This is a genomic window from Cohnella panacarvi Gsoil 349 (assembly GCF_000515335.1).
GTDB lineage: Bacteria > Bacillota > Bacilli > Paenibacillales > Paenibacillaceae > Cohnella > Cohnella panacarvi.
In genome coordinates this window covers 639,150-661,887 of sequence record NZ_KI911563.1, presented here as the reverse complement: position 1 = coordinate 661,887, position 22,738 = coordinate 639,150, and the positions used below count along the sequence as shown (strand labels likewise).

General features: G+C 54.3%; 24 protein-coding genes. 20 read left to right on the top strand and 4 right to left on the bottom strand.

Features of this window, described 5'->3' with window-relative positions; genetic code table 11:
* Positions 1–20: 20 nt before the first annotated feature.
* Entirely contained in the window at positions 21–728 is a 708-nt protein-coding gene (locus COHPA_RS0103065) for a FadR/GntR family transcriptional regulator (protein ID WP_027084729.1), read from the top strand.
* Between the two features lie 325 nt (positions 729–1,053).
* On the opposite strand, the gene COHPA_RS0103060 is transcribed toward COHPA_RS0103065, so the two are convergent.
* A complete protein-coding gene (locus tag COHPA_RS0103060) occupies positions 1,054–1,236 on the bottom strand; it encodes a hypothetical protein (protein ID WP_027084728.1) in 183 nt (60 codons plus the stop codon).
* Between the two features lie 117 nt (positions 1,237–1,353).
* On the opposite strand from COHPA_RS0103060, the gene COHPA_RS0103055 reads away from it, so the two are divergent.
* The 11 genes from COHPA_RS0103055 to COHPA_RS0103005 all read left to right on the top strand — a co-directional run bounded on the left by COHPA_RS0103055 (position 1,354) and on the right by COHPA_RS0103005 (position 13,501).
* Positions 1,354–3,168 carry an ABC transporter substrate-binding protein gene (locus COHPA_RS0103055; RefSeq protein ID WP_027084727.1) on the top strand — a complete coding sequence of 605 codons (1,815 nt, stop codon included), beginning with the start codon at positions 1,354–1,356 and terminating at the stop codon, positions 3,166–3,168.
* A gap of 31 nt (positions 3,169–3,199) precedes the next feature.
* Positions 3,200–5,422, top strand: a complete 2,223-nt coding sequence (locus COHPA_RS0103050; protein ID WP_084760315.1) for a preprotein translocase subunit SecA — start codon at positions 3,200–3,202, stop codon at positions 5,420–5,422.
* Positions 5,423–5,446: 24 nt separating this feature from the next.
* Complete coding sequence (locus tag COHPA_RS0103045) at positions 5,447–6,763, top strand: deoxyguanosinetriphosphate triphosphohydrolase family protein (protein WP_027084725.1); 1,317 nt, start codon at positions 5,447–5,449, stop codon at positions 6,761–6,763.
* A 70-nt stretch (positions 6,764–6,833) separates the two neighbouring features.
* A complete protein-coding gene (locus COHPA_RS0103040; protein WP_027084724.1) occupies positions 6,834–7,187 on the top strand; it encodes a MerR family transcriptional regulator in 354 nt (117 codons plus the stop codon).
* Between the two features lie 19 nt (positions 7,188–7,206).
* Positions 7,207–7,518: a thioredoxin family protein gene (locus COHPA_RS0103035; RefSeq protein ID WP_027084723.1), complete on the top strand. Its 312-nt coding sequence runs from the start codon at positions 7,207–7,209 to the stop codon at positions 7,516–7,518.
* A 133-nt stretch (positions 7,519–7,651) separates the two neighbouring features.
* Positions 7,652–8,740: an MBL fold metallo-hydrolase gene (locus COHPA_RS0103030; protein WP_027084722.1), complete on the top strand. Its 1,089-nt coding sequence runs from the start codon at positions 7,652–7,654 to the stop codon at positions 8,738–8,740.
* Between the two features lie 49 nt (positions 8,741–8,789).
* The gene (locus tag COHPA_RS0103025; RefSeq protein WP_027084721.1) at positions 8,790–9,137 is read left to right on the top strand and encodes a metal-sensitive transcriptional regulator; all 348 of its coding nucleotides are present in this window, start codon (positions 8,790–8,792) and stop codon (positions 9,135–9,137) included.
* A 17-nt stretch (positions 9,138–9,154) separates the two neighbouring features.
* The gene (locus COHPA_RS0103020) at positions 9,155–9,355 is read left to right on the top strand and encodes a copper ion binding protein (protein ID WP_027084720.1); all 201 of its coding nucleotides are present in this window, start codon (positions 9,155–9,157) and stop codon (positions 9,353–9,355) included.
* A 397-nt stretch (positions 9,356–9,752) separates the two neighbouring features.
* The gene (locus tag COHPA_RS0103015; protein ID WP_027084719.1) at positions 9,753–10,514 is read left to right on the top strand and encodes an SDR family NAD(P)-dependent oxidoreductase; all 762 of its coding nucleotides are present in this window, start codon (positions 9,753–9,755) and stop codon (positions 10,512–10,514) included.
* A gap of 26 nt (positions 10,515–10,540) precedes the next feature.
* Complete coding sequence (locus tag COHPA_RS0103010; RefSeq protein ID WP_027084718.1) at positions 10,541–11,449, top strand: aldo/keto reductase; 909 nt, start codon at positions 10,541–10,543, stop codon at positions 11,447–11,449.
* A gap of 492 nt (positions 11,450–11,941) precedes the next feature.
* Complete coding sequence (locus COHPA_RS0103005) at positions 11,942–13,501, top strand: family 10 glycosylhydrolase (protein ID WP_027084717.1); 1,560 nt, start codon at positions 11,942–11,944, stop codon at positions 13,499–13,501.
* Here COHPA_RS0103005 and COHPA_RS0103000 read toward each other — a convergent pair.
* Positions 13,498–14,340 (bottom strand): alpha/beta hydrolase, encoded by an 843-nt coding sequence (locus COHPA_RS0103000; protein ID WP_027084716.1) that lies wholly within the window; start codon positions 14,338–14,340, stop codon positions 13,498–13,500. The genes COHPA_RS0103005 and COHPA_RS0103000 overlap by 4 nt on opposite strands.
* A gap of 102 nt (positions 14,341–14,442) precedes the next feature.
* On the opposite strand from COHPA_RS0103000, the gene msrA reads away from it, so the two are divergent.
* Complete coding sequence (gene msrA / locus COHPA_RS0102995) at positions 14,443–15,417, top strand: peptide-methionine (S)-S-oxide reductase MsrA (RefSeq protein ID WP_027084715.1); 975 nt, start codon at positions 14,443–14,445, stop codon at positions 15,415–15,417.
* Here msrA and COHPA_RS0102990 read toward each other — a convergent pair whose 3' ends face one another.
* Positions 15,418–16,320, bottom strand: a complete 903-nt coding sequence (locus COHPA_RS0102990; RefSeq protein ID WP_027084714.1) for a DNA-3-methyladenine glycosylase family protein — start codon at positions 16,318–16,320, stop codon at positions 15,418–15,420. It abuts the gene before it with no gap.
* A gap of 153 nt (positions 16,321–16,473) precedes the next feature.
* Here COHPA_RS0102990 and COHPA_RS0102985 point away from each other — a divergent pair, with 153 nt between their 5' ends.
* The 6 genes from COHPA_RS0102985 to COHPA_RS0102960 all read left to right on the top strand — a co-directional run bounded on the left by COHPA_RS0102985 (position 16,474) and on the right by COHPA_RS0102960 (position 20,990).
* Positions 16,474–17,064: a bifunctional transcriptional activator/DNA repair enzyme AdaA gene (locus COHPA_RS0102985; RefSeq protein ID WP_027084713.1), complete on the top strand. Its 591-nt coding sequence runs from the start codon at positions 16,474–16,476 to the stop codon at positions 17,062–17,064.
* Complete coding sequence (locus tag COHPA_RS0102980; protein WP_027084712.1) at positions 17,039–17,563, top strand: methylated-DNA--[protein]-cysteine S-methyltransferase; 525 nt, start codon at positions 17,039–17,041, stop codon at positions 17,561–17,563. Before COHPA_RS0102985 ends, COHPA_RS0102980 begins: the two co-directional genes overlap by 26 nt.
* Positions 17,564–17,825: 262 nt before the next feature.
* Positions 17,826–19,193, top strand: coding sequence for a hypothetical protein (locus COHPA_RS0102975; RefSeq protein ID WP_027084711.1), 1,368 nt, complete (start codon positions 17,826–17,828; stop codon positions 19,191–19,193).
* 12 nt (positions 19,194–19,205) lie between these two features.
* Positions 19,206–19,466: a hypothetical protein gene (locus COHPA_RS0102970; RefSeq protein ID WP_027084710.1), complete on the top strand. Its 261-nt coding sequence runs from the start codon at positions 19,206–19,208 to the stop codon at positions 19,464–19,466.
* 6 nt (positions 19,467–19,472) lie between these two features.
* Positions 19,473–19,916: an IS110 family transposase gene (locus COHPA_RS24950; protein WP_084760312.1), complete on the top strand. Its 444-nt coding sequence runs from the start codon at positions 19,473–19,475 to the stop codon at positions 19,914–19,916.
* Positions 19,917–20,057: 141 nt separating this feature from the next.
* The gene (locus tag COHPA_RS0102960; protein WP_027084708.1) at positions 20,058–20,990 is read left to right on the top strand and encodes a manganese-dependent inorganic pyrophosphatase; all 933 of its coding nucleotides are present in this window, start codon (positions 20,058–20,060) and stop codon (positions 20,988–20,990) included.
* A 65-nt stretch (positions 20,991–21,055) separates the two neighbouring features.
* Here COHPA_RS0102960 and COHPA_RS24150 read toward each other — a convergent pair whose 3' ends face one another.
* Positions 21,056–21,907 carry a helix-turn-helix transcriptional regulator gene (locus COHPA_RS24150; protein ID WP_169733241.1) on the bottom strand — a complete coding sequence of 284 codons (852 nt, stop codon included), beginning with the start codon at positions 21,905–21,907 and terminating at the stop codon, positions 21,056–21,058.
* 361 nt (positions 21,908–22,268) lie between these two features.
* Between COHPA_RS24150 and COHPA_RS0102950 the strand changes: the two genes are divergently transcribed.
* Positions 22,269–22,706, top strand: a complete 438-nt coding sequence (locus tag COHPA_RS0102950; RefSeq protein ID WP_245590281.1) for a VOC family protein — start codon at positions 22,269–22,271, stop codon at positions 22,704–22,706.
* Positions 22,707–22,738: the final 32 nt, after the last annotated feature.

Here is a 22,738-nt window from a genome sequence, read left to right as displayed (position 1 = left end):
AAAGCGGGGGCGACGACAGGATGGAAATTACCCGATTAACGAAAAAGAACCATTACGAGGAAATCGCCTCTCAGCTCCGGCGCCTCATTACGGACGGCAAGCTGAACGTCGGCGACGCGCTTCCGTCTACGAAGACGATGTCCGAGCATTTCGGCGTCGGCCGTTCGACGATGCGCGAAGCGCTTAGCGCGCTTAAGGCGATGGGGCTCATCGAAATCCGGCAAGGCGGAGGCTGCAAAGTGATCCGCCGCGAGCCTGCGGGCGCAGCGATCGATGGATTAGAGTCGCTGCGTATGAACCGGGAGACGTTGATCGAGCTGCTCGAAGCACGTCAAGCGCTAGAGGTGTCCAACGCGTCGATTGCCGCGGTCAAACGAACGGATGATGATGTCGCGGCATTCCGGAAGCTAATGGTCGAGATGGAACGCTCCGTCGGCGTGGAATCCGAAGGCGAACGCACGGACGTTCTGTTCCATCGATTACTGGCTCAAGCGACGCACAACTCGATCATGCTTCGTTTATTCGAATCCATTGCCGGACAGCTGGAACGGGCGATTCGTGACGTGAGGCGGGTGGAAATTTATGCGAACCGCGCGGTCGCGGGACAGCTTTATCGCGAACACTACGCGCTATATGAAGCGATCGCGGCGGGCGATGCGGGTCTTGCCGCCGGACGCATGAAAGAGCATCTGCAGCATGTCGAAACGATTCTGATGAAGTACGTGTAACGGGTGCATCGAGCAATAACAACCATTCGCACATCTTTCACAAACATCGAACGAAGATCGAGCGAAATAACAACCATTTACATTTGTTACGTGCACATCAATCGGTAATCGAGCGAACGAATAACAACCATAAGCATCTATTACACACACTTCGAACGGCGATCGAACGAATAACAACCATTTGCAGTTAATTTCGCGCTAGAGGCTTTAAACTGGCGGCTTGCGAGAAAATAACTGTCGATGCGTTGTTATTTTTTGTGGATCGCTTATTCGCTCCCGAATAACTGTCGATTTGCTGCTATGATAGGCAGTCTGCGCAGGTAGATCAAGAACGCAAATTCAGAACGCGTTGCAACGCGAGCAGTAAGCGGCCGCTCTTCCGTTGGGGTTTCCGGGCAGGCGAGGACAGGAGATGTTCCCTTCTTCTGGCCGTATCCTCCAGATGTCTTTCCAATTCCGCGCGACGGGTTTCCGCTAACACTTCGTAGTCTATGAGATCGGGCAACATGCAACTTCCTCCTTGCGGGGGTTAATGTTTCCCATTATGCTTTTAGAAAAAGGGGAATAAAAGTGAATTTCTAATTGTTGGTTCTTCCCCTTTTAGGGGGCCGAAGGAGGATTGCCTGTGCTGGCGACGGCCGAAAGATACTTGACGATACTGAATGCATGGGATGTCCATCCTAAAGACGGGGAAACCATCGAAGTGACGATCGAGCAGTTGGCGTCCGCGTGGTTCTGCACGACGCGTAACGCGAAGATGATCGTGCGCAAGCTTTGCGCGGAGTCGATGATCGAATGGCATGCCGGACGGGGGCGGGGGAATCGTTCGCGCCTTGTGCTGCTTGCGGAGCGTGATGCCGTATTGCTCGCGTGCGCCCGGGAAATCGCCGGAAGAGGAGAGTACAAGGGGGCTTTCGAATGGCTGGAGGCGTACGGACGAGAGAGCACCGCCAAAGAAAAGTTCGTCTCTTGGCTTAGCGAGCATTTCGGGTACGGAACGGAACGGACGGAAGGCGAACGCGAGACCGACGTCCTCAGGTTTCCGGTTAACAAACCGATCGTATCGCTTGATCCTGCCGATATTCATCTGACGTTCGACGCCCATATGATCCGCCAGCTGTTCGACAGGCTCGTCCAGTACGACAACGCCACGGATCGAATCGTCGGTTGCTTGGCGCACGCATGGAAGAGGAACGCGGACGCCACGGAATGGATTTTCCATCTGCGCAAAGGTATCCGGTTTCACCACGGGCGCGAAGTGAATTCGGACGACGTTCGTTTCACGTTCGAGCGGCTGCGCGAGAGCAAGTCCCACGGGTGGCTCTTCCGCGAGCTGAAGGAGATCGTCTGCGACGGTCCGAGATCCGTGTGCATCCGTCTCAACAAACCCAACACCATATTTCTGAAAGTCGTCGGATATGCCGCGGCGTCGATCCTTCCGCGAGAGCTCGTCGAAGCGGACGAACAACGTTTCTGGAAGCTGCCCGTCGGAAGCGGTCCGTTCCGTGTCGCGCGTTGGACGGAGGATCGGTTCGAGATGGTCGCGAATACCGATTATCATCTCGGCAGAGCCCACCTGGATCGCGTCGTCATCGCTTTCCTGCCCGAGAAGGAGACGACGACGGAAACGTTAAGCGCGGAATGGCTTCAGCAGCTCAACGGGTATGCGCTGGACCAGAGGGTTCCGCAGACGGGATGGAAAACCGTCGAGAGACTCATGGGCGGTTGCATGCTGATGACATGGAACTCGGCAAGGCCGGGGCCGCAGCGATCGAAGGCGTTTCGCAAAGCGATGGCGGCAGTCATCGATCGGATGTCGTTCATCCGCGCCAATGGGCAGAATCGCTATCACCCGGCGATCGGGTTCCACGCCGAGGACAGTCCGGCGTTCGCAGTGGCCGACACGCGCCCGGATATCGAGGCAGAGCGCCTGCTCGCGGATGCGGATTACGACGGGGAGACGCTTCATCTGGCCACGTTCAATGGCTATGCGCGGGAGGTGGAGTGGATCCGCAGCAGATGCGAGCGATTCGGCGTAAACCTTAACGTTCGATTCGTCCGGTTGGAGGAAATCAAAGATGAACGGATGCACGCGGAAGTCGACTGTATCCTATGCAATATTACGATGGGAGAAGACGAGGTTTGGGAAATCGAGAATTACGAGCAAACGAACAATTTCCTGAAAGCGCACCTTCCGTCGGACGTGCTCCGGTGGATCCGCCTTCAGGTCGATGCGATGCTTGCCTGCGACGATCCGGCTTCGCGACGCGCGTATCTCTCGAATATCGAGATGCGCTTGCGTCTAGAACAGCACGTGCTATTCCTCTGGCATAAGAAAATCAGCACATACGTGCATCCCGACGTGAAGGACGCCAGGCTCAACGCGCTCGGCTGGATGGATTTCAAGCAAATTTGGCTGAACGTTCCGGCTAGTCTATAATCGAACTCATATTCTAGTACGTCGAGAGAGGATACCCGTCATGTTTAAATTCGTTCAGAAGGTCAAAGAACGGTTCTCCGGGCATAAGCTTAAGCCCTACTACGACAAGCTCGGCGAAATCCGCCGCATGGACGTCTCGAGTTGGAGCGACGAGCAACTGCAATCTAAATCGAAGCAACTGCAAGACCAAGCTTTAAGCGGAGTATCGCTTGACGAATTGATCGTGCCCGCGTTCGCGGTCGCCTGCGGGGCGGCTTCGCGCACGCTCGGACTGAAGCCTTACGACGTGCAGATTCTAGCGGGTTTGGCTTTGCACGACGGACAACTGGTAGAGATGCAGACGGGCGAGGGGAAGACGCTCGCGGCCGTTCTGCCCGCATACCTGAACGCGCTGCAAGGCAACGGCGTGCACGTGCTTACATTCAACGACTACTTGGCGGAACGCGACGCTTCCTGGATGGGACCGATCTATCGTTACCTTGGCTTGAGCGTCGGCGCGGCGACGGCCGGTATGAGCGTACAGGACAAGCAGCAAGCCTACGCGGCGGACGTTACGTACGTGACGGCGAAGGAAGCCGGCTTCGACTATTTAAGAGACGCGATTCGGATGGACGCCTCCGAGGTCGTCTTGCGGCCGTTTCATTATACGATCGTGGACGAAGCGGATTCGCTGCTCATCGACGAGGCGAGAGTGCCGCTCGTCATCGCCGGCGCGATGCCTAGCTCCGGCAATGACGGCATGCGGATGGCGGAGTTCGCCGTCAAGCTGCGCCAAGGAGAGCACTACGATTTCGACGAGCACCAGCGCAACGTGTATCTGACGGATGCGGGGGTCGCGAAAGCGGAGGCCGAGCTGAACTGCGACAACTTATACGACTCGTCGAACGCTACTTTATTAACGTCGTTAAATTGCGCCTTGCACGCCGAAGCTCTCGTCAAACGCGATGTCGATTACATCATTCGCGACGGCAAACTCGAGCTGATCGATCCGTTTACCGGACGAATCGCGGAGAACCGGCACTGGCCGGACGGCTTGCAGGCCGCGGTCGAAGCGAAGGAAGGGCTGCAGTCGAAGACGAGCGGCAAAATCCTCGGCACGATCACGCTTCAGCACTTGCTTAGCCTATACCCGAAGATCAGCGGCATGACCGCGACCGCTCAAGTGTCGGCGGACGAGTTCAAGGACATTTACGAGCTGAACGTCGTGACGATCCCGCCGAACAAGCCGTGCGTGCGCGTCGATCATCCATCGCTGCTTTTCACGGATAAGGGAGCGAAGCATCGGGCGCTCGTGAAGGAAATCGCCTCCGTCCACGAGACGGGAAGACCGATTCTGATCGGGACGTCCAGCGTCGAGGAATCCGATTCCCTAGCGGCGGCGCTAGCCGCGGCATCCGTCCCGTGCAACGTTCTTAACGCCAAGAACGACGCCGAAGAAGCGGCGATCATCGCGAAGTCGGGACAGCTAGGCGCGGTTACCGTCTCGACGAACATGGCCGGACGCGGCGTCGATATAAGACTCGGAGGCGGCGATCCGAAGCAAGCGGAGGAAGTCGCCAAGCTTGGCGGGCTCTACGTGATCGGCACTCATATGAACGAAAGCCTGCGCATCGACAATCAGCTTCGCGGCCGCGCCGGCCGGCAAGGAGACCCGGGCGCGTCGCGATTCTACGTCAGTCTCGAAGACGAGCTGATCGTGCGCTACGGGACGGAGAAGGCGATCCCGCCTTCGTATAGGCAACTGAAGCAAGACGAACCGCTGGCGGAATCCTCGCTTCATAAAGGCTTGGACCACATCCAGCGCATCGTGATGGGCCAAAATTTCGATATTCGCAGAGAACTGAACCGATACTCGGATATGGTCGAGGAACAACGGCGCATCCTATACGGGGAACGCATGGCGATCTTGAGAGGAGAAATTCCGCTAGGCGCCGCGGAGAAGCGGGCACGATTGTTCTATATCGATAAAGCTTGGGCGGATCATCTCGCTTACGTCAGTTACATCCGGGAAGCGATCCACCTGGAAAGCTTGGCGAACCGCAATCCGATCGACGAATTCCACGTGCGGATCATCCATGCGTTCGAGCAGCTTCCGGATCGAATCGACAAAGATACGGAGAAGTTCCTCGCCAAGCTGGACAAGACGAAGGACGAATACGATTGGGAGCGTCTCGGTTTGCAGGGACCGGCCTCGACTTGGACGTATATTATGAACGACCAACATATCCAGAAACAAATCAACGTTTTCGGTTAACGAGAGCAGGAAGGTTGCATGCCTATGAACGTGCGGAAAATGAGACTATACGATACCGAGAACATCCATTCCGGAGACGATCGCGACGAATACGAGAAGGATTACGCCCGGCTGATCCAGTCGCCGGCGTTCCGCAGGCTGCAGGGAAAGTCCCAGGTGTTCGGCGCGGGCTCGGGGGACTACTACCGCACGCGGTTGACCCATTCGCTCGAAGTATCGCAGATCGCCCGCGAGGTCGCCAGGCGCATCGGCAAAAATTACCCGTTTATCGCCGCTAGGGAGCACCCGGGATTAATGCTCGATCCGGAAGTCGTCGAATGCGCTTCGATCGCGCACGATTTAGGACATCCCCCGTTCGGGCACAAAGGCGAGGAAGTGCTTAACGCGATCCTTCAGAGGGAGCACGGGCTCAAGTACGAAGGGAACGCGCAAAACTTCCGGATATTGATGTTCCTGGAGAAGCGCGCGGGCAGCGGCAGCGGTCTTGATCTGACCGCGTCCGTACTGCTTGCCATCAATAAATACCCGTACTGCATCGACGATCCGGGCAAGCTCAAAGGCGTCTACCGCATGGAATGGGAGGGCATCGATTACCTTCGCCAAGCTTGGGGAATGCCGGCGGGCTGCGCGACGCTGGAAGCCCAGTTGATGGACTTGTGCGACGATATCGCTTACTCTACGCATGATTTGGAGGACGGCATCCGCGCGGGCAAGCTGCAAATGCAGCGAAGCTTCTTCGAAGACGACCGGGTCGTCGCGCAGATCATTAAGCAGATCGAGGACGATCCGAGTTACGCGCCAAGCAACTGGGATCAGATCGACAAGACGGATCTCGTCAAGCAGGTATTGGCGAACTACTTGGAGCAATGGGAGAGCATCTATGCCGAGTGCGACCGGGAGCCTTCGCGAACGAGGCGGGAAATGAAGGCGCGCTGGGTGCGGCGGTTCGCGGGCCAAGTCGGCATTATCGACGATCCGGCGAAAGGTTGGAAGAAGGTCACTTTCGTCCGCGAAGGACGGCAAGACTGGAGCTTGCTTCGCACGATGGAAATTCTGAAGAAGCTCGCATGGGTGACGCTCATTAAGGATTTTCGCGTCCAGCGTCTTCATAAACGAAGCGAAATCATGCTCGAACGGCTATGGGAGAGCTTCCGGGATTACGATACGGGGCGGGATATTATCCCGGCGGACTGGCTGGAAAATTATGAGCGGCATAAGAGCCATTGGCCGTGGGAGCGTCTCGTCGCCGACTACATTGCCGGAATGACGGACGCCTACGCGGAAAAAGTGTATACCGAATTTTTCGCCAGCCGTTCCGGGTCGATTTACGAAAGAGATTAAATTTCCGCTTGACCCTGACATTGATGTCAGGGTTTATTGTTATCCTGTATCGAACAGAGGAGGCATGGGCATGAAAATCGGAGAGCTTTCCGCGGCGACCGGCGTTAGCGTGAGATCGCTTCGTTACTACGAGGATCAGAAGCTTCTGACCTCGATCCGGCTGGACAACGGTTACAGGGAATATTCTCCGCTGGCCATCGAGCAGGTGCAGACGATTCAACTGTATCTGACGCTGGGGTTGTCGACGGAACAGATTTCGAGTTTCCTGCACTGCGTGCTGAAGAACAAGGAGGCTTTCTGCGCCGAGGTGCTGCCGATCTATGAGCGTAAGCTGAAGGAGATCGACGATCGGATCGTGGAGCTGACGCAGCTGCGCACGAATCTCATCGACCGCATCCGTTCGATACGCGATGAACAATCCTAAACGGAGGAGTAGATGAACGATGCTAGAGGTCAATAACGATACTTTTCGGGCGAACGTGCGGCCTAGCGGGTTGACGATGGTCGATTTCAGCGCGACGTGGTGCCCGCCTTGCAAAGTGCTGAAGCCGATCATTCAGGAGTTGGACGAGTCTTACGGAGACATGCTGTCCGTGCTGATGGTCGATACGGACGAATCGCCCGAGCTGGCCGGCGAATTCGGCGTTATGTCGAACCCGACGGTCATTCTGTTCCATAACGGGGAGCCGGTCGAGAAGCTCGTCGGCTTGCGGCCGAAGACCGTGTACGAAACGATGCTGGCGCGTTATATGTAATGGAATGCACCGGGATAGACCGCTCGAATGAAACGTTCGGGCGGTCTGTTTTTGTTTTCGGCCATGCGGATTTGATACACTATGGGGGTAATCATAACCGACTCATCCTATTCGAAAAGAGGCCTGTTCCCCGATGATCGTGCTGCTTTGTCTCGTGCTCGTCGTTCTGATCGCGTATCTCGTCATTAAGCTGCATCCGCCTTTAGGCGCTAGAGCGACCGCCGCCGACCGCATCAAACTCGAAAGCTCCGTTAACCGTCATGGCGGAAAGTTCGTCTACCCGCTGCCGACGCCGATGAATATGCCGCCCGGAACGATGCTCAAAGTGATGGGCGAGATGATCAAAGGCAGCCCGAACCGCAAACCGAGAGGCGCGGTGCCGATGAATAGGCTCGGTCCGCGGCAATTGAAGGATCGGCAAACGCAAGCGATCTGGTTCGGCCATTCCGCTTTCTTGTTGAAGCTTGGCGGTCTGACGCTGCTGCTCGATCCGATGTTCGGCAAGGCGCCTTCGCCATTCCCGTTCATCGGCGGCAAGCGATACGGAGGCAAGCTCCCGTTCGACATCGACGAGCTGCCCGAGATCGATGCGGTCATCCTCTCCCATGACCACTACGATCACCTGGACTACGGCTCGATCCGCAAGCTGCGCGGCAAAGTGAAGCAATTTATCGTTCCTCTGGGCGTCGGCGCCCATTTGGTACGGTGGGGCATTGCCCGCGACCGAATCGTCGAAGCCGATTGGTGGGACGAGCTCGCGTACGAGGGACTGAAGCTGGCGTGCGCGCCCGCTCGCCACTTCTCCGGCCGAAGCGTCAACGATCGGTACGCGACGCTGTGGTGTTCTTGGGTGATCGAGAGCGAGGAGGCGCGAATTTACTTCAGCGGCGACAGCGGGTACGGCCCGCATTTCAAGCAAATCGGGGAGAAATACGGACCGTTCGACCTGACGCTCATGGAGTGCGGCCAATACGATACGAGGTGGCACCTTATTCATATGCTCCCCGAAGAGACGGTTCAAGCCCATCAGGACGTGGGAGGCAAGCTCATGCTCCCGATCCATTGGGGCGCGTTCACGCTTGCGCTGCACGATTGGACGGACCCGATCGAACGAGTGCTGAAGGCTGCGGCAGCGAGCGGCGTAACTGTGACGACTCCGCGAATCGGTCAGTCCGTGCCGATCGGAAGCTCGAATTATCCTTCGGATAAATGGTGGAAGTGACTTGACTTATATACCTACAGGGGGTATATTGACGATAGGAGGTGACACGATGAACGAACGCATTTCCGATAACGATTGCCACGCCAAGGAAAGCGCTCATTGTGCCTCCGACACCGGCGCGCGCAAGAGCCATCATTCCGATCAAGCGAAAGCCTCGCTCATATCCAGGTTGAACCGGATCGAGGGACAAATCCGCGGCATTAAAGGGTTAATCGAGAAAGATACGTATTGCGACGACGTGCTTAACCAAATCGCCGCGGCGCAGTCCGCGCTCGGGAGCGTAGGGAAGTTGCTGTTGGAAGGCCATATGAAGAGTTGCATCGTCGAGCGTATTCAGGCGGGCGAACACGAAGTCATCGACGAGCTGCTCGTCACCGTCAACAAATTAATGAAATAAGAAGGAGAGATGTACAGATGGAGAAAGTAACGCTGCAAGTGAACGGCATGTCCTGCAATCATTGCGTGAATTCGGTCGAGAAAGCCGTGAAAGGCCTCGGAGCGTCAGCTACGGTCGATCTTGGCGCGAAGACGGTAGCGGTAGAATACGACCAATCGGCAACGTCGCTGGCGGCCATCAAGGAAGCCATCGAAGATCAAGGCTACGACGTCGTGTAAAAAAGAGCTTCGGCTCTTTTTTTGTTTGCAGAGAACGCAGAATCGCCGTTATTATGGTTGCGCCTAATTGTACCGAGCACAGTTAAACGATGCAATGAGCTTCAGATATCGGGAATAGATGCGCGAAGTGCATTTCGTTATGACGATAGCAGGTTTTATGAGGATTATTGAGTAGGTACATGTATTTCATGCAGGAGAATCACTTTAAGACGGTGGTCTGAGCCGAATTAACTGCAGTTCATGCAGGTCAGATTCACTACACGAAGCTCCAGAATTTCGCTAGAGCCAGCACCCCCATTTCGATTCCGATAAACGCGCGTTAATTGTTTTATTATCCCAAAACGCCTATGATGATAAAGAGGATACGCATCTATGCGGAGAGGAGCCATACACAACCATGAAGCTGGATTTAACGAATCGAATCGCACTCGTCACCGGCGCGACAGGGGAGCTCGGGCGAGTAATGACCCGTACGCTCGCGCAATGCGGAGCGGACGTCGCGATCCATTACCGCAGCAACGAAGCGCAAGCTCTTAAACTGCAGGATGAGGTGAAGGCGCTCGGAAGGCGCGCCGTAATCGTACATGGCGACGTTACGAGCCTGGAATCGATCCAATCGATGAAGCATCGGATCGAGCAGTCGCTCGGAAGCGTTAACATCGTCGTCGCCAACGCCGTGGCGCAATACCAATGGACGACGATTCTCGAGCAGGCTCCGGAAGACTACGAGAGCCAGTTCGATTCTTGCGTCATGCAGAGCGTCTATTTGGCGAAAACGTTCGCCCCCGCGATGATCGAAGCGAAGTGGGGGAGATTCATCGGAATCAATACGGAATGTTCGATGCAAAACTTCCCGACGCAGTCCGCGTACGTCGCGGGGAAACGCGGCATGGACGGCGTCTACCGCATTCTGGCGAAGGAAATCGGCGAGCATCGGATTACGGTGAACCAAGTGGCGCCGGGGTGGACGATCAGCGATCGGGATCGCGAGAATAACACGGAGCGAAGCGAAGCCTACGAGAGCACGGTACCGTTGAAACGGAGAGGAACCGACCAGGAAATCGCCAACGCCGTTGCGTTCCTGGCTTCCGACCTGGCGAGCTTCATTACGGGCGCTTACATACCGGTTAACGGCGGCAACGTCATGCCGGCAATCTAATACGAGCTAAGGGAGAGGCAGAAGATATGGACAAATCGATATTGGGGAGAACGGGGCTTGAGGTTACGAAGTTAGGCTTCGGCGCGATGGAAATCCGCGGGCCGCGCGTATGGAGCGGCAGGCCGGTCACCGACGAGCAGAGCGAGGCGATTCTGAACGCGGTGCTGGACGCCGGCATTAACTTTATCGATACGGCGTACGACTACGGAAGAAGCGAAGAGCTGATCGGCCGATTCATCAGCCATCGCCGGCAAGAGTACATCCTGGCGACCAAATGCGGCTGCACCCTCGTCGACTGCGGCGATCATGACGAGACTCCGCACGTGTGGACGAGAGACAACCTGCTTCACAACATCGATACGAGCCTGCGCCGGATGAAGACGGACTATGTCGATCTGCTGCAATTGCACGGTCCTACCGTACAACAAGCGGAAGAAGGCCAGCTCGTCGACGTGCTCAAAGAAATCCAAGCGACCGGTAAAGTCCGTTATATCGGCATCTCGTCGTATTTGCCTCATGTGCCGGCATACATACGGTCCGGCGATTTCGATACGTTCCAAATCCCTTATTCCGCTCTGGAGCGCGATCACGAGCAGTTGATTACGGAAGCCGGAGAGGGTGGCGCGGGCATCATCATTCGCGGCGGCGTCGGACGCGGCGAACCGGGCGCGGGGCTCGGCTTGGCCGACCGCTGGGCGACTTGGAACGAAGCGAAGCTGGACGATTTGCTCGAAGAAGGGGAGAGCCGAACGGGCTTCCTGCTCCGGTTCACGCTCACCCACCCGCAGCTATCGACGACGATCGTCGGCACGATGAACCCGGCCCATCTAGCGGAGAACGTTCGGTACGCGGGCAAAGGCGCTTTGCCAGCCGATGTATACGCGGAAGCCAAACGCCGGCTTGATGCCGTCGGCTGCAAGCCTGTCCAATCGTAATCGCAATGCTCGAGCGTCTCTCGCCTAGTGCGGAAGGCGCTTTTTCTATAGGGTGTGACATTGAATACGGCCGCGCAGCGAAGGGGCGAACCCCACTCTCTCCGCCAACCAATAGAACCTGCGATCGTACAGCTATTTTTATAGAACCGATAGGGTGTTCAATCAATAAATGCAAATGTGCAGGTGATAGCTAGCCGCGAGACTCAAATGAAGGTTCGCAGGACTAATACCTGCAAGTTTGCAGGATGAAAGGTTAAACGAGCGATATCGGTTAGGTTTAACAGCAGGATTGCAGGTGTTCTGCCGCATTTGGCGCTAAAAAGCGAACGCCGGGAGACCCGCGGAAAAGAATGGAAACGATACTTCAGCGGATGAGACGCGCACCCCGACCGATCCGAGCAGGATCGCTTTTTTTACGGCCGACAGCAACCTCGGCAAGCTTATGCGCGTCTAATGATTCAAAGTCAGCTAGTCCGATGGAGGAATCAAGCAATGGTCATCGCAAGAAAATTAACGGTATTCCTAATCGCTTTATTTATGGTAATCGGACTTATCGGCGGACCCGTTCGTTCATCCGCCGCGCAGCCGATCAGCATTTACTTGAACGGAGTCAAAATCAAATCCGACGTCGCGCCGTACATCGTTCCGAAGGTTAACGTGACGATGGTGCCGCTGCGCGTCATTAGCGAACACTTGAAGGCGAACATCGGCTGGACGCAGAAGACGCAGACGGCGACGATCGGCCAAGGCGACCTGAAGCTGACGATGAAGGTCGGTCAGAAATACGCCTTGGCAGGCAGCAAGAAGATTCCTCTCGATTACAGCGTTGAACTGAAGAACGGGCGGGCCATGGTGCCGCTTCGATTCGTCAGCGAACAGCTAGGCCTTCTCGTTACTTGGCACGCTTCAGCCAAAACGATCAAGCTGGTGTCCAAAGACGGAATAAGCTCGCTCAGAGGAGTATGGGTGTCGACGGTCTACAATTTGGATTGGCCTTCCGCCGCCTCATACGGGAATGCGGCTCGGCAGCAGCAAGAGTACGCGCAAATGCTGGACGAATTGCAAGCAATGGGGCTTAACGCGGTGTTCGTGCAGGTTCGACCGTCGGCGGACGCCCTATACCCGTCCAAGCTCGTCCCTTGGACGAAGTTCCTGACGGGCGTGCAAGGCCAGGAACCGGGATACGACCCGCTGGCCTTCATGGTAGAGGAGACGCATAAGAGAGGAATGGAGTTTCATGCTTGGTTTAATCCGTTCCGCGCTAACGTTGACGCCAAGACGGACGGATTAGCCGCCAACCACGTGATGAAAGAGCATCCCGAATGGATCGTGAACGCGAACGGAAAGCCGTACATTAACCCGGGTGTCCCGGAAGCGCGTCAGCATATCATCGAGATCGTTATGGAAGTCGTGAAGAAATACGAGGTGGACGGCGTCCATCTGGACGATTACTTCTACCCGACGGACGGCAAGTTCGACGATGCCGCGGCTTATGCCGCTTACAATCCGAATCGAATTGCCGATCTAGGAGATTGGCGGCGCGACAACATCAACCAATTCGTCAGCAAGTTGGGCAAGGCGATCCATAAGGCGAAGCCTGCGCTAGACTTCGGAATCAGCCCGTTCGGCGTATGGCGCAACGTCTCTTCCGACCCTACCGGCTCGGATACGAAGGCAGGAGTCGAGACGTACGACGATATGTACGCGGACGTAAGAAAGTGGATCCGGGAGGAATGGATCGATTACGTCATGCCGCAAATTTATTGGAGCTTATCGTTGTCGGTCGCCAGGTACGACAAGCTAGTCGATTGGTGGACGAGCGAGGTGCGGGGAACGAACGTAAGCCTGTATATCGGTCATGCCGCCTACAAACTCGGCACGAACGAGACGGGCTGGCATACGGCGGATGAAATCATCCATCAGCTCGAATATAACGAGAAGTACCCGGAAATCGGCGGAGACGTATACTTCAGCGCGCAGCAGCTGCGCAAGAACACGCTTGGTCTCGTACCGCTGCTGCAAAGCTATTATAAAGTCGACAAAACGAACTAACGCGCAAGCCGCCCGTCCAGCCAACGGCGGATCGTATCGAACACTTCCTCTCGCCTGAGCTCGTTCATCAGCTCGTGCCGGAATCCGTCCCATCCGATCCATTCGCATAACGGTCCGGCATTGTCCGCGAATTGCTTGCTTGCGACGGAAGACGTTACGCGATCTTCGGTTGCGTGCATCATCAGCGTCGGTACGCGAAGCTCGTTCGCATGCTCGATGGCCCAGCGGCCCGCGCGCAGCATGGAGAAGAAGAACTTCGCCGTTATTTGGCCATGACCTAGCGGGTCGTTCAAGTAGCGCTGGATCATCTCCGGATCCGTGGTCAAATTCGCCGCTTTGAGCGGGCGGTCGTTCGTGTAGCTCGGATAGATCCGTTCGACGATCCTGCCGATCGCGACTTGCAGGGAAGGCGGCTTGAACGCGAGCTTCAGCCATGGACCGGTGACGATGGCTCCCGCAATGTCCGGTTGCTTGCGAAGCAAGTAGTTCAGCGCGACGTTGCCGCCCATGCTATGGGCCAGCAGGAACACCGGAACGCCCGGATAGCCGGAGGCGGCTTCGGTTAACAGCCGATCGACGCCTTCCATCAGCGCTTCGTAAGTCGGGGCATGTCCGCGTTTGCCTTCGGTGCGTCCGTGGCCGCGTTGGTCGAAGCCAATGACCGCATAACCGGCCTCGTTCAGCATCTGCGCCACGTGAACGTATCTTCCCATATGCTCGCCCATGCCATGAACGAGGCCGACGACGCCGCCAATGTTGGACCTTTGTTCCGGATGCCATACGCAACCGTGCATGCGCGTGCCGTCTTCGCACGTCCATGCCAATTCCCGATGTGCCATGAATGAGATCCTCCCGTTCGTTCGCGTAGTGAGTCTAAGTTTTATTTTATATGGAAATCGTGTGTTATTATAGCCTTAAATGCAAAACGCGAGGTGTATCCAATGAGTGAGCAAAAAGAAACGAAGACGCAATTGGCGACGTTCGCAGGCGGCTGCTTCTGGTGCATGGTGACGCCGTTCGAGGAGTTGCCGGGCATTCGCGGCATCGTATCCGGCTATACGGGCGGACATACGGTGAATCCGACATACGAGCAAGTGTGCTCGGAGACGACGGGGCATGCGGAAGCGGTGCAAATCGAGTTCGAGCCGGACGTATTTCCGTATGCGAAGCTGCTCGAGATTTTCTGGCGTTCCGTCGACCCGACGGATGCGGGAGGGCAGTTCCACGATCGCGGCAGCTCGTATCGTCCGGCGATTTTCTATCATACCGAGGAGCAGAGGAAGGAAGCGGAAGCTTCCAAAGCGGAGCTCGAAGCGAGCGGCAGGTTCGATCGTCCGATCGCGGTCGCCGTCGAGCCTGCCTCCGTGTTCTATCCGGCGGAGGAGTACCACCAGGACTATCACCATAAGAACCCGCTGCGCTACAAATATTATCGCGCCGGTTCCGGCAGGGACGCGTTTATTGCCCGCCACTGGAAAACGGACAAAGATCGCGCCGAGCTTCGCAAACGGTTGACGCCGATCCAATACGAGGTGACGCAGAACAACGCGACCGAACGTCCGTTCACCGGCGAATATTACGAGCTCGAAGAAGAGGGGATTTACGTCGACATCGTGTCGGGTGAGCCGCTGTTCAGCTCGAAGGAGAAGTTCGATGCGGGCTGCGGCTGGCCGAGCTTCGCCAATCCGCTGCATCAAGGAAGCATTCAAGAGGTCGAGGACTTCTCGCACGGCATGTTGCGGACCGAGGTGCGCAGCCGGGAAGCCGACTCCCATCTGGGCCACGTGTTCAACGACGGACCGCGCGAGATGGGCGGGCTGCGGTACTGCATCAACTCGGCATCGCTTCGGTTTATCCCCAAAGACAAATTGGAGGCGGAAGGGTACGGCAAGTATGCGTCCCTGTTCAAGAGTTAACTAATAGAGCACCCGCCACAAGTAGAACGTCGCGTACGCCTCCCAGCCCGCCCATCCGGCGGATAGCTGGCGGATGTACGCGATTGTCGGTTTATCTGGCATCCCGTGTACGGCTTTAATGGCGTTATGCAGACCGACGTCGTCGATCGGGAACGCGGTCGGGTACTTGAGACAGCGCATGAGCACGTAGTTCGCCGTCCACGGACCGATGCCGCGAATGCCGGTCAGAAGGCGCTCGGCTTGCTTAACGTCCCGGGCAGTAAGCAGCTTGTCCTTGCTCAGCGTACCTTCGGCGATTAAACGGGCAACGCCGATGAGATATTCAGACTTGCGGCCTGTGATTTGCAGGGTGGTTAAATCTTGTGGAGATATTTGCGCGATCACGGACGGATCGGGAAACGTCCAATGCCTAACGCCGTTATGCACGACGGAGCCGCCGTATTTCTCGACGAAACGGCGTTTGAGCGTGTAGGCGAAGGCGAGGTTAATCTGCTGGCCGAGGATGCCCCAGCATAGCGCTTCGAACAGGTCGGGAATGCCGAGAATGCGCAAGCCGTGAAATGATTTCACGACGTCTGTCAGCGTAGCGTCTTCTTGCGCCATCTCGTAGAAGGGGGTCAAGTCCGTGTCCAAGTCGAACATCTCCCGAACGTAACGGCGGATCGCATGGACTTCTTCGTCGGCGAGCGGAGCGTTCGGATGGCAGGACCGGACTTGAAGCGGTTCGTTGCCTTTGCCGGTAACTTCAATCAGCGGGTTGGAGAGACCGGTCGGGATTCGCTTATACACGGCGTTGCCCGCGATCGCGTGCATGCATTCGTTCGGCGAACGGGACAAGTAGGCGATATTGACGCCGTAATCGAACGTCGTCGGCACATCGATATGAACTGCCTGATTCGACAAGAGCGATTCCTCCTTCCATAACCGGAGTTCGGCCCCGGCAATAATAGTTATAACACAAGGCGGAGTGCGCAATCTTCGTAAACTTGCGGTTCTATTCGCAATCGCTAACGCTTCGCTTCGTCTCGCGCTATACTAGTCGTTAGGAGGTGACCCATGGAAATGAACGAGGAGTATTGGCAAGCGATCGTCCGGTGCGACGCGTCTTACGACGGCCGGTTTTATTACGGGGTGGCTTCGACGGGAATATTCTGTCGCCCATCCTGCAGATCGAGAACGCCGGCAGAGAAGAACGTAACGGTTTTTCGCGAATTCGAAGAAGCGCTCGCCGCAGGCTATCGACCTTGCAAAAGGTGCAAACCGGACGAGCTGACGGCTCCGAGCGAGGCTTGGGTCGCCGCAATGGCAGAGCTGATCGAGCAGCGCTTGTCGGAGCCGTTCACGCTGGACACGTTAGCGGAGCGCATGCATGGCAGTCCGTATCACTTGCAGCGGATGTTCAAGCATTTGCGCGGCGTAACGCCGGCGCAATACGCGCAGGAGAAGCGCATCGAACGCGCGAAGCAACTGCTGTCCGGCACGGGCATGACGGTCGCGGCCGTCGCCGCGCAAGTCGGGATGCCGAATTCGGCCCATTTCGCGACCGTATTCGCTGCCAAGACCGGCGTAACCCCGACCCAATATCGCAGGCAGTCCATCGCTGCCCAGGAGGATACAACCGATGAGCGTATCGAATCGAAAGCCTGAACTCTATTGGACCGGTCTGAGAGAAGGAGATTGGCGTCTTATTGTCGCGGCAACGGAAGAAGGGCTCGCGTTCATCGGCTCACAGGGCGGAACGATAGACGAGCTTGCCAAGTGGGCGAACGCGCAATACAAGGACGGTTGCGAGCTTATCCGCGACGACAACAGGCTAGCGCCCTATACGGAACAGCTCATCGAATATTTACAGGGGCAACGAACTTCGTTCGATCTGGCGACGGCTTTGCGCGGAACGGCGTTCCAGCAATCGGTATGGTCGGCCATGAGCGAGATCGGCTACGGGGACACCGCCACCTACTCGCAGATCGCCGAGCGAATCGGCAAGCCCGATGCGGTTAGAGCGGTTGGGTCGGCCATCGGCCGCAATCCGGCTTTGATCGTGCTGCCGTGTCATCGGATCGTCGGCAAGAACGGAGCGTTAACCGGTTATCGGGGCGGACTGGAGATGAAAGAGCGATTGCTGAGACTGGAGCGGGAATCGTAGGAGTACGCCATAGAAAAAGTGAAAGCTGTCTTTCAAGTCTATCGGACTTATAAGACAGCTTTCGTTATTTGTCAAGTACTTTTCGAGGCCGAAAACAGACATTTCGCGACGCGATTTCGCCATGTTCGAGCGTCCAATACCATTTCGAGGTCGTTTGCTGACATTTCGCGGCAATCTTATTTTAAGGGTGGATAGATTTCCATATACTAGTATAAGAGCGAAGCGCTCCGGATTCGAGCAGAACGAAAGAAGGGAGATCGGGATGTCGCAGATAAAAATTCATGTGAACGACGTGCGGGCCGAGAACAAAGCGTTCAAGCGAATGATCGGGAGGGTCGGCGACGAGAGAGACGAGCTGTCCTCGTTACGCCGTAGGTTGGACAGCGATATTACCCGGAGGCGGAGCATCGACTCGCGGGTGAGTCAAGCGGGTTCGAAACTGGGTGACTTACAAACCCGGCTTCAATCGTTGTATAATTTTATTGAACAAGGAATGGATGCGTACATACAAGCGGACGATAAAGCAAGAGATCATCCGTTCGAGAAGAAGAAGAAAAAATCGATATGGGATAAATTCGGAGGCGCCATCAAATCGGCGGCGGACGGCGTAACAGGATTCGTGGAAGGCGTGGCGGACGCTGTGATCGGCACGGTCGAGGGCATCTATAACATGATTGCCCATCCGATTCAGACGGTTCAAGGACTCGTGTATGTCGTGACGCACCCCGTGGACGTGGCCGTTGGCATATGGACCGCGGTATCCGAATCGTGGAACAACGACGTCGTGAACGGAGACGCCCAGAGCCGCGGCAAATGGTTCGGGCGGATGATCGGCGAAGTCGCCCTGGCAGCCGTCGGAACGAAAGGCGTCGATAAGATCGGCAAGCTGGCCAAGGGATCGAAGATTGTCCAAGAAGCCGCGGGCGTACGGATCGTACCGGATGCCTTGAGAGGCAGGGTGCCGGGGGGCAATTGGAAGTCGGGCACCCCAGGTAAACCGGAGTTCGAGAGGACGACGCCTCTTAGTCCCAATAAACCTGATAAGGGTTCATTCAACTCTAATAATCAGACATTAGACGAGACGATCAAAAAGCGCGTGTTGGATAATATTGGGAAAAGCAAATCCGCCCGAGAATCCTCGAATTACGATATATATTTAAGAAATGAGAAGGAACTACTAACGGCAATAGAGAAGAAGAAGGCTATTGAGGGGACGGGTGAAGGTCTTACTAGAAGTGGTGGGCATTCTACTGGCTCTATAGACCCTGTTAAATTTGATAGGATGAAAACGGCATTTGAAAAACAAGGCGGAGTAATTGACCAGTCTGATGAAGCAATAAGATATTTAGATTACCGTGGAGCAGAGGCAGTCACTTGGAATGAAAAAACAATACAATTAAGGCAGAATCCAACGACTTCTGCGGTATTTGAAGAGTTTATTCATACTGCACAATACAGAGCAGGGAAAATACCCGACCAAACGCCAAGAACAGTGCTAACAGTGGAAATTGAAGCCACCGAAAAGCTCATAAATTACAGAAAAGCGTATGGGATTCCGAATGTTGAGACTAGAGCTACAATTGAAAGATTGAGAAGAATGAGACAAGAATTAGATGAACTAGGCAAATGACGAGGTGAGAATATGTTTTCAATTGAGGTTAAAACAGCTTTCTTTATCAGGGTTGCCAATATAGTTGCTATCGAAGGAAAGCCAAATGGAAATCTTCAAGGTAAAGTTCTACATGATGAAACCGACAATTCAAAATCATATTTTGTTAAAGGAGTTGCTTTAGTTAATAGACAGGAATACATTAGCCCTACAGAATCTATAACTATTCAATTAGAACCGGGCAACTATATTGCTGAGGATTTAATAGGAAAAAAATTGGTGAGCAATGATTGATAGTCTATTGCCCCGTTTGCTACTAACGGGGCTTTTTCTGTCGGTCGGGGGTTACCCAGTACCGATGGATTAGAAGATACGGGCGGCAACGGCAGAGCGTTAGCCGTTCATCTTGTCGAGAAGAAGCAAATCGTCAAGGAAGTTAATTCCGCTCTGTCCTACAATGAACGTATGAGTAATGCAACGATCCAAAAGAGCGACAGTTGGGATGCGTTTTGCATAGCTAATGTTCTGTTTGCAAGGCTAGATGATTTATCGGATGCAAATCCACAGGACATTTATTGGACTATCGGGCAACTGGTGGCAAGACGGAACTCTATCGTCAAACATGCCGCAACGCTCAAAAACCAACTTCATCAGCGGTTAAGCTATGAGTATTTCGGAAATATGTTTTTATTAGCAAATAGTTTTAAAGAATTCTTTGAAAACTTATACGAAAATGAAGCCTAACCTTGCTAAAACCTTGATCGAGTGATCGTCACTCGGTCAAGGTTTTTCTGAGCGTTATCGGAACACCCGCTATTCTCTTGCTTGTCCGTATCTTTATACGGTATACTTTTCTCGCCAATTAACAAGCGAAGGAGCAAGAAGATGAGCAAAGTATTGATTTTCGGCCACAAAAATCCGGACACGGATACGATTTGTTCGGCGATCGCCTATGCCGATCTCAAAACGAAATTGGGCGCGAACGTAGAAGCGGTACGCCTAGGCAACGTCAGCGGCGAAACGCAATTCGCGCTCGACACGTTCGGCTTCAAGGCGCCTCGCCTCGTAGAGACGGTAGCGAACGAAACGAAGGAAGTCATCCTCGTCGACCATAACGAACGCCAACAAAGCGCGTCCGACATCGATCAAGTGCGCGTCATCGAAGTCATCGATCACCACCGCATCGCCAACTTCGAAACTTCAGGTCCTTTGTACTTCCGCGCGGAGCCTGTCGGCTGCACGGCGACGATCTTGAAGAAGCTGTACCAAGAGAACGGCATCGAGATCCCTAAACCGATCGCAGGCCTGATGCTGTCCGCGATTATCTCCGACTCCTTGCTGTTCAAATCGCCGACCTGCACGCCGGAAGACGTCGCGGCCGCTCGCGAGCTGGCGCGGATCGCAGACGTCGACGCCGACCAGTACGGTCTGGACATGCTTAAAGCCGGAGCGGACCTGAGCGACAAATCGATCGCGGAGCTGATCTCCCTTGACGCCAAAGAATTCAAGATGGGCAACGCGAAGGTCGAAATCGCGCAAGTGAACGCGGTCAACGTGAACGACGTACTGTCCCGTCAGTCGGAGCTGGAAGAAGCGATGACGAACATCATCCATTCGAAAGGACTCGACCTGTTCTTGTTCGCCGTTACGGACATCCTGAACAACGACTCGGTCGGGATCGCCCTCGGCAAAGCGGCCGACGCTGTAGAGGAAGCATACGGCGTTAAGCTCAGCAACAACCAAGCGGTATTGAAAGGCGTCGTATCCCGCAAATCGCAAATCGTGCCGGTTCTGACCGATACGTTCAACAAGCGCTAATCGAATCGTTCCAAGAGAAAGAGGGAAGACAACCGGATTGCCGGCTGTCTTCCCTCTTTTTTGACTTATAGATAACTCTGAAAGGCGTTATCGATCATCGTTTCCCTAAATTCGCTAGGGGTAATTCCTTTTATCTTTTTAAATACGCGGTTAAAGGAAGATACGCTTGAAAATCCCGATTCGAATGCAATATCGGTTATACGCGCGTTTGGATTCAGAATCAAAGATTCCGTCCTCTTGATTCGTTCGGTCGTAAGGAAATCGATAAACGTCATATTCGTGTATTTATTGAATATTCGCGAGAAATGGTATTTGCTAACCCCGATGTGATGAGCGACGTCGTCGAGCGTAAGGGGTTGGGTGCAGTTTTGCGAGATGTAAAGGCAAGCTTCCGCCATTAGCTTGGTAGACTTATAATCCGAGCTCGCATCTCCGGTGAAACCTTCTTTCTTGGCATTAAGGCAGTATCGTCCAAGCTTTACGAAAAACTCCAAAAGAAGCGAATAGATCAGCACTTCATTAAATAACGCGTCGGAATAAAAGAGGTCGGGCAATTGCTTGATTAAAAAAATCATTCGATCGGCATCAACGTTCGCCGGGTCGTATTTAATGCAATGATACTGATAATATACGGAAATGTTGTTATTAAATTCACCCATGATCATCAGTAAGTCGAGAGGGAGCTGAACGAGAATAAAAGCGTCTTCATCGACATGAGCGAACGAATGCAAGTCGCCAGGGTAGATGACGACCAGGTCGTTCGTTTTAAGAACATGTTTGGTGAAATTAATCGTTACTTCGATATTATCGTAAAGGCTGACAAGGATTTCAATAAAGGGATGCCAATGCATCTTGCCGGAAAAATTGATATCGATTTTCTTGGATACATTGATTTTCTTACCGTTATTGAAGTTCAACTTCTCGAAATAGTTATTCAAATGCATCGTCGAGAACCTCCTTGGCCTGATCTATCGATGAAGTTTCGGATAGGGTTAGGCTATCATTTGCGACGAAAAAGAGCAATATTTGATAGGTTTACAAAAAGAAAACGCATACAAAATGGCAAGAATGCTGTAATATCAATGTTTTTCCGGGCGCAATATTTGCACGTAGTCCTTGCTATGAAAAATATTTTCAACAAAATTTGCGCAGGTAATAGACAACTTTCAAAGAGTAAGTCGCTTGTAAAATTGATAATTTATTAACAGAAATCATACTGAAATTCAGCAAAGCGCTGAAAGGAGACATCAAATGTCAACAATACTAGGAACGAATATCGTGGCACAGGTCGGTTTGATCGTGAAGGATGTTGAGGAGACGAAGAAAAAGTGGGCCAAGCTATTAGGCGTTGATGTCCCTGTGACGCAACCTATTGGCGACTATGCGGTTACAGGAACCGAGTTTAAGGGCAAACCCGCACCGAACGCTTATTGTTGGATGGCTTTCTTCGACGTTGGTCCGGGACTGCAGCTTGAACTGATTCAGCCTAACGATGAACCTTCGACGTGGAGAAACTATCTCGACGAGAAGGGCGAAGGCATTCATCACATTGCATTCCAGGTTAAAGATTCGAAGACTGCAACCGCGAATGCCGAAGCTGCCGGTTTAAAGCTGGTTCAAAGAGGCGTGTATGGCGATGGCAGCGGCGAATACAACTATTTCGACGCTCCGGATCTGAAATGCGTCATTGAAATTCTCGAAAGTTACCGAAAGTAATACGAGACAAGGGACATCTTAAAAGGGGGCAA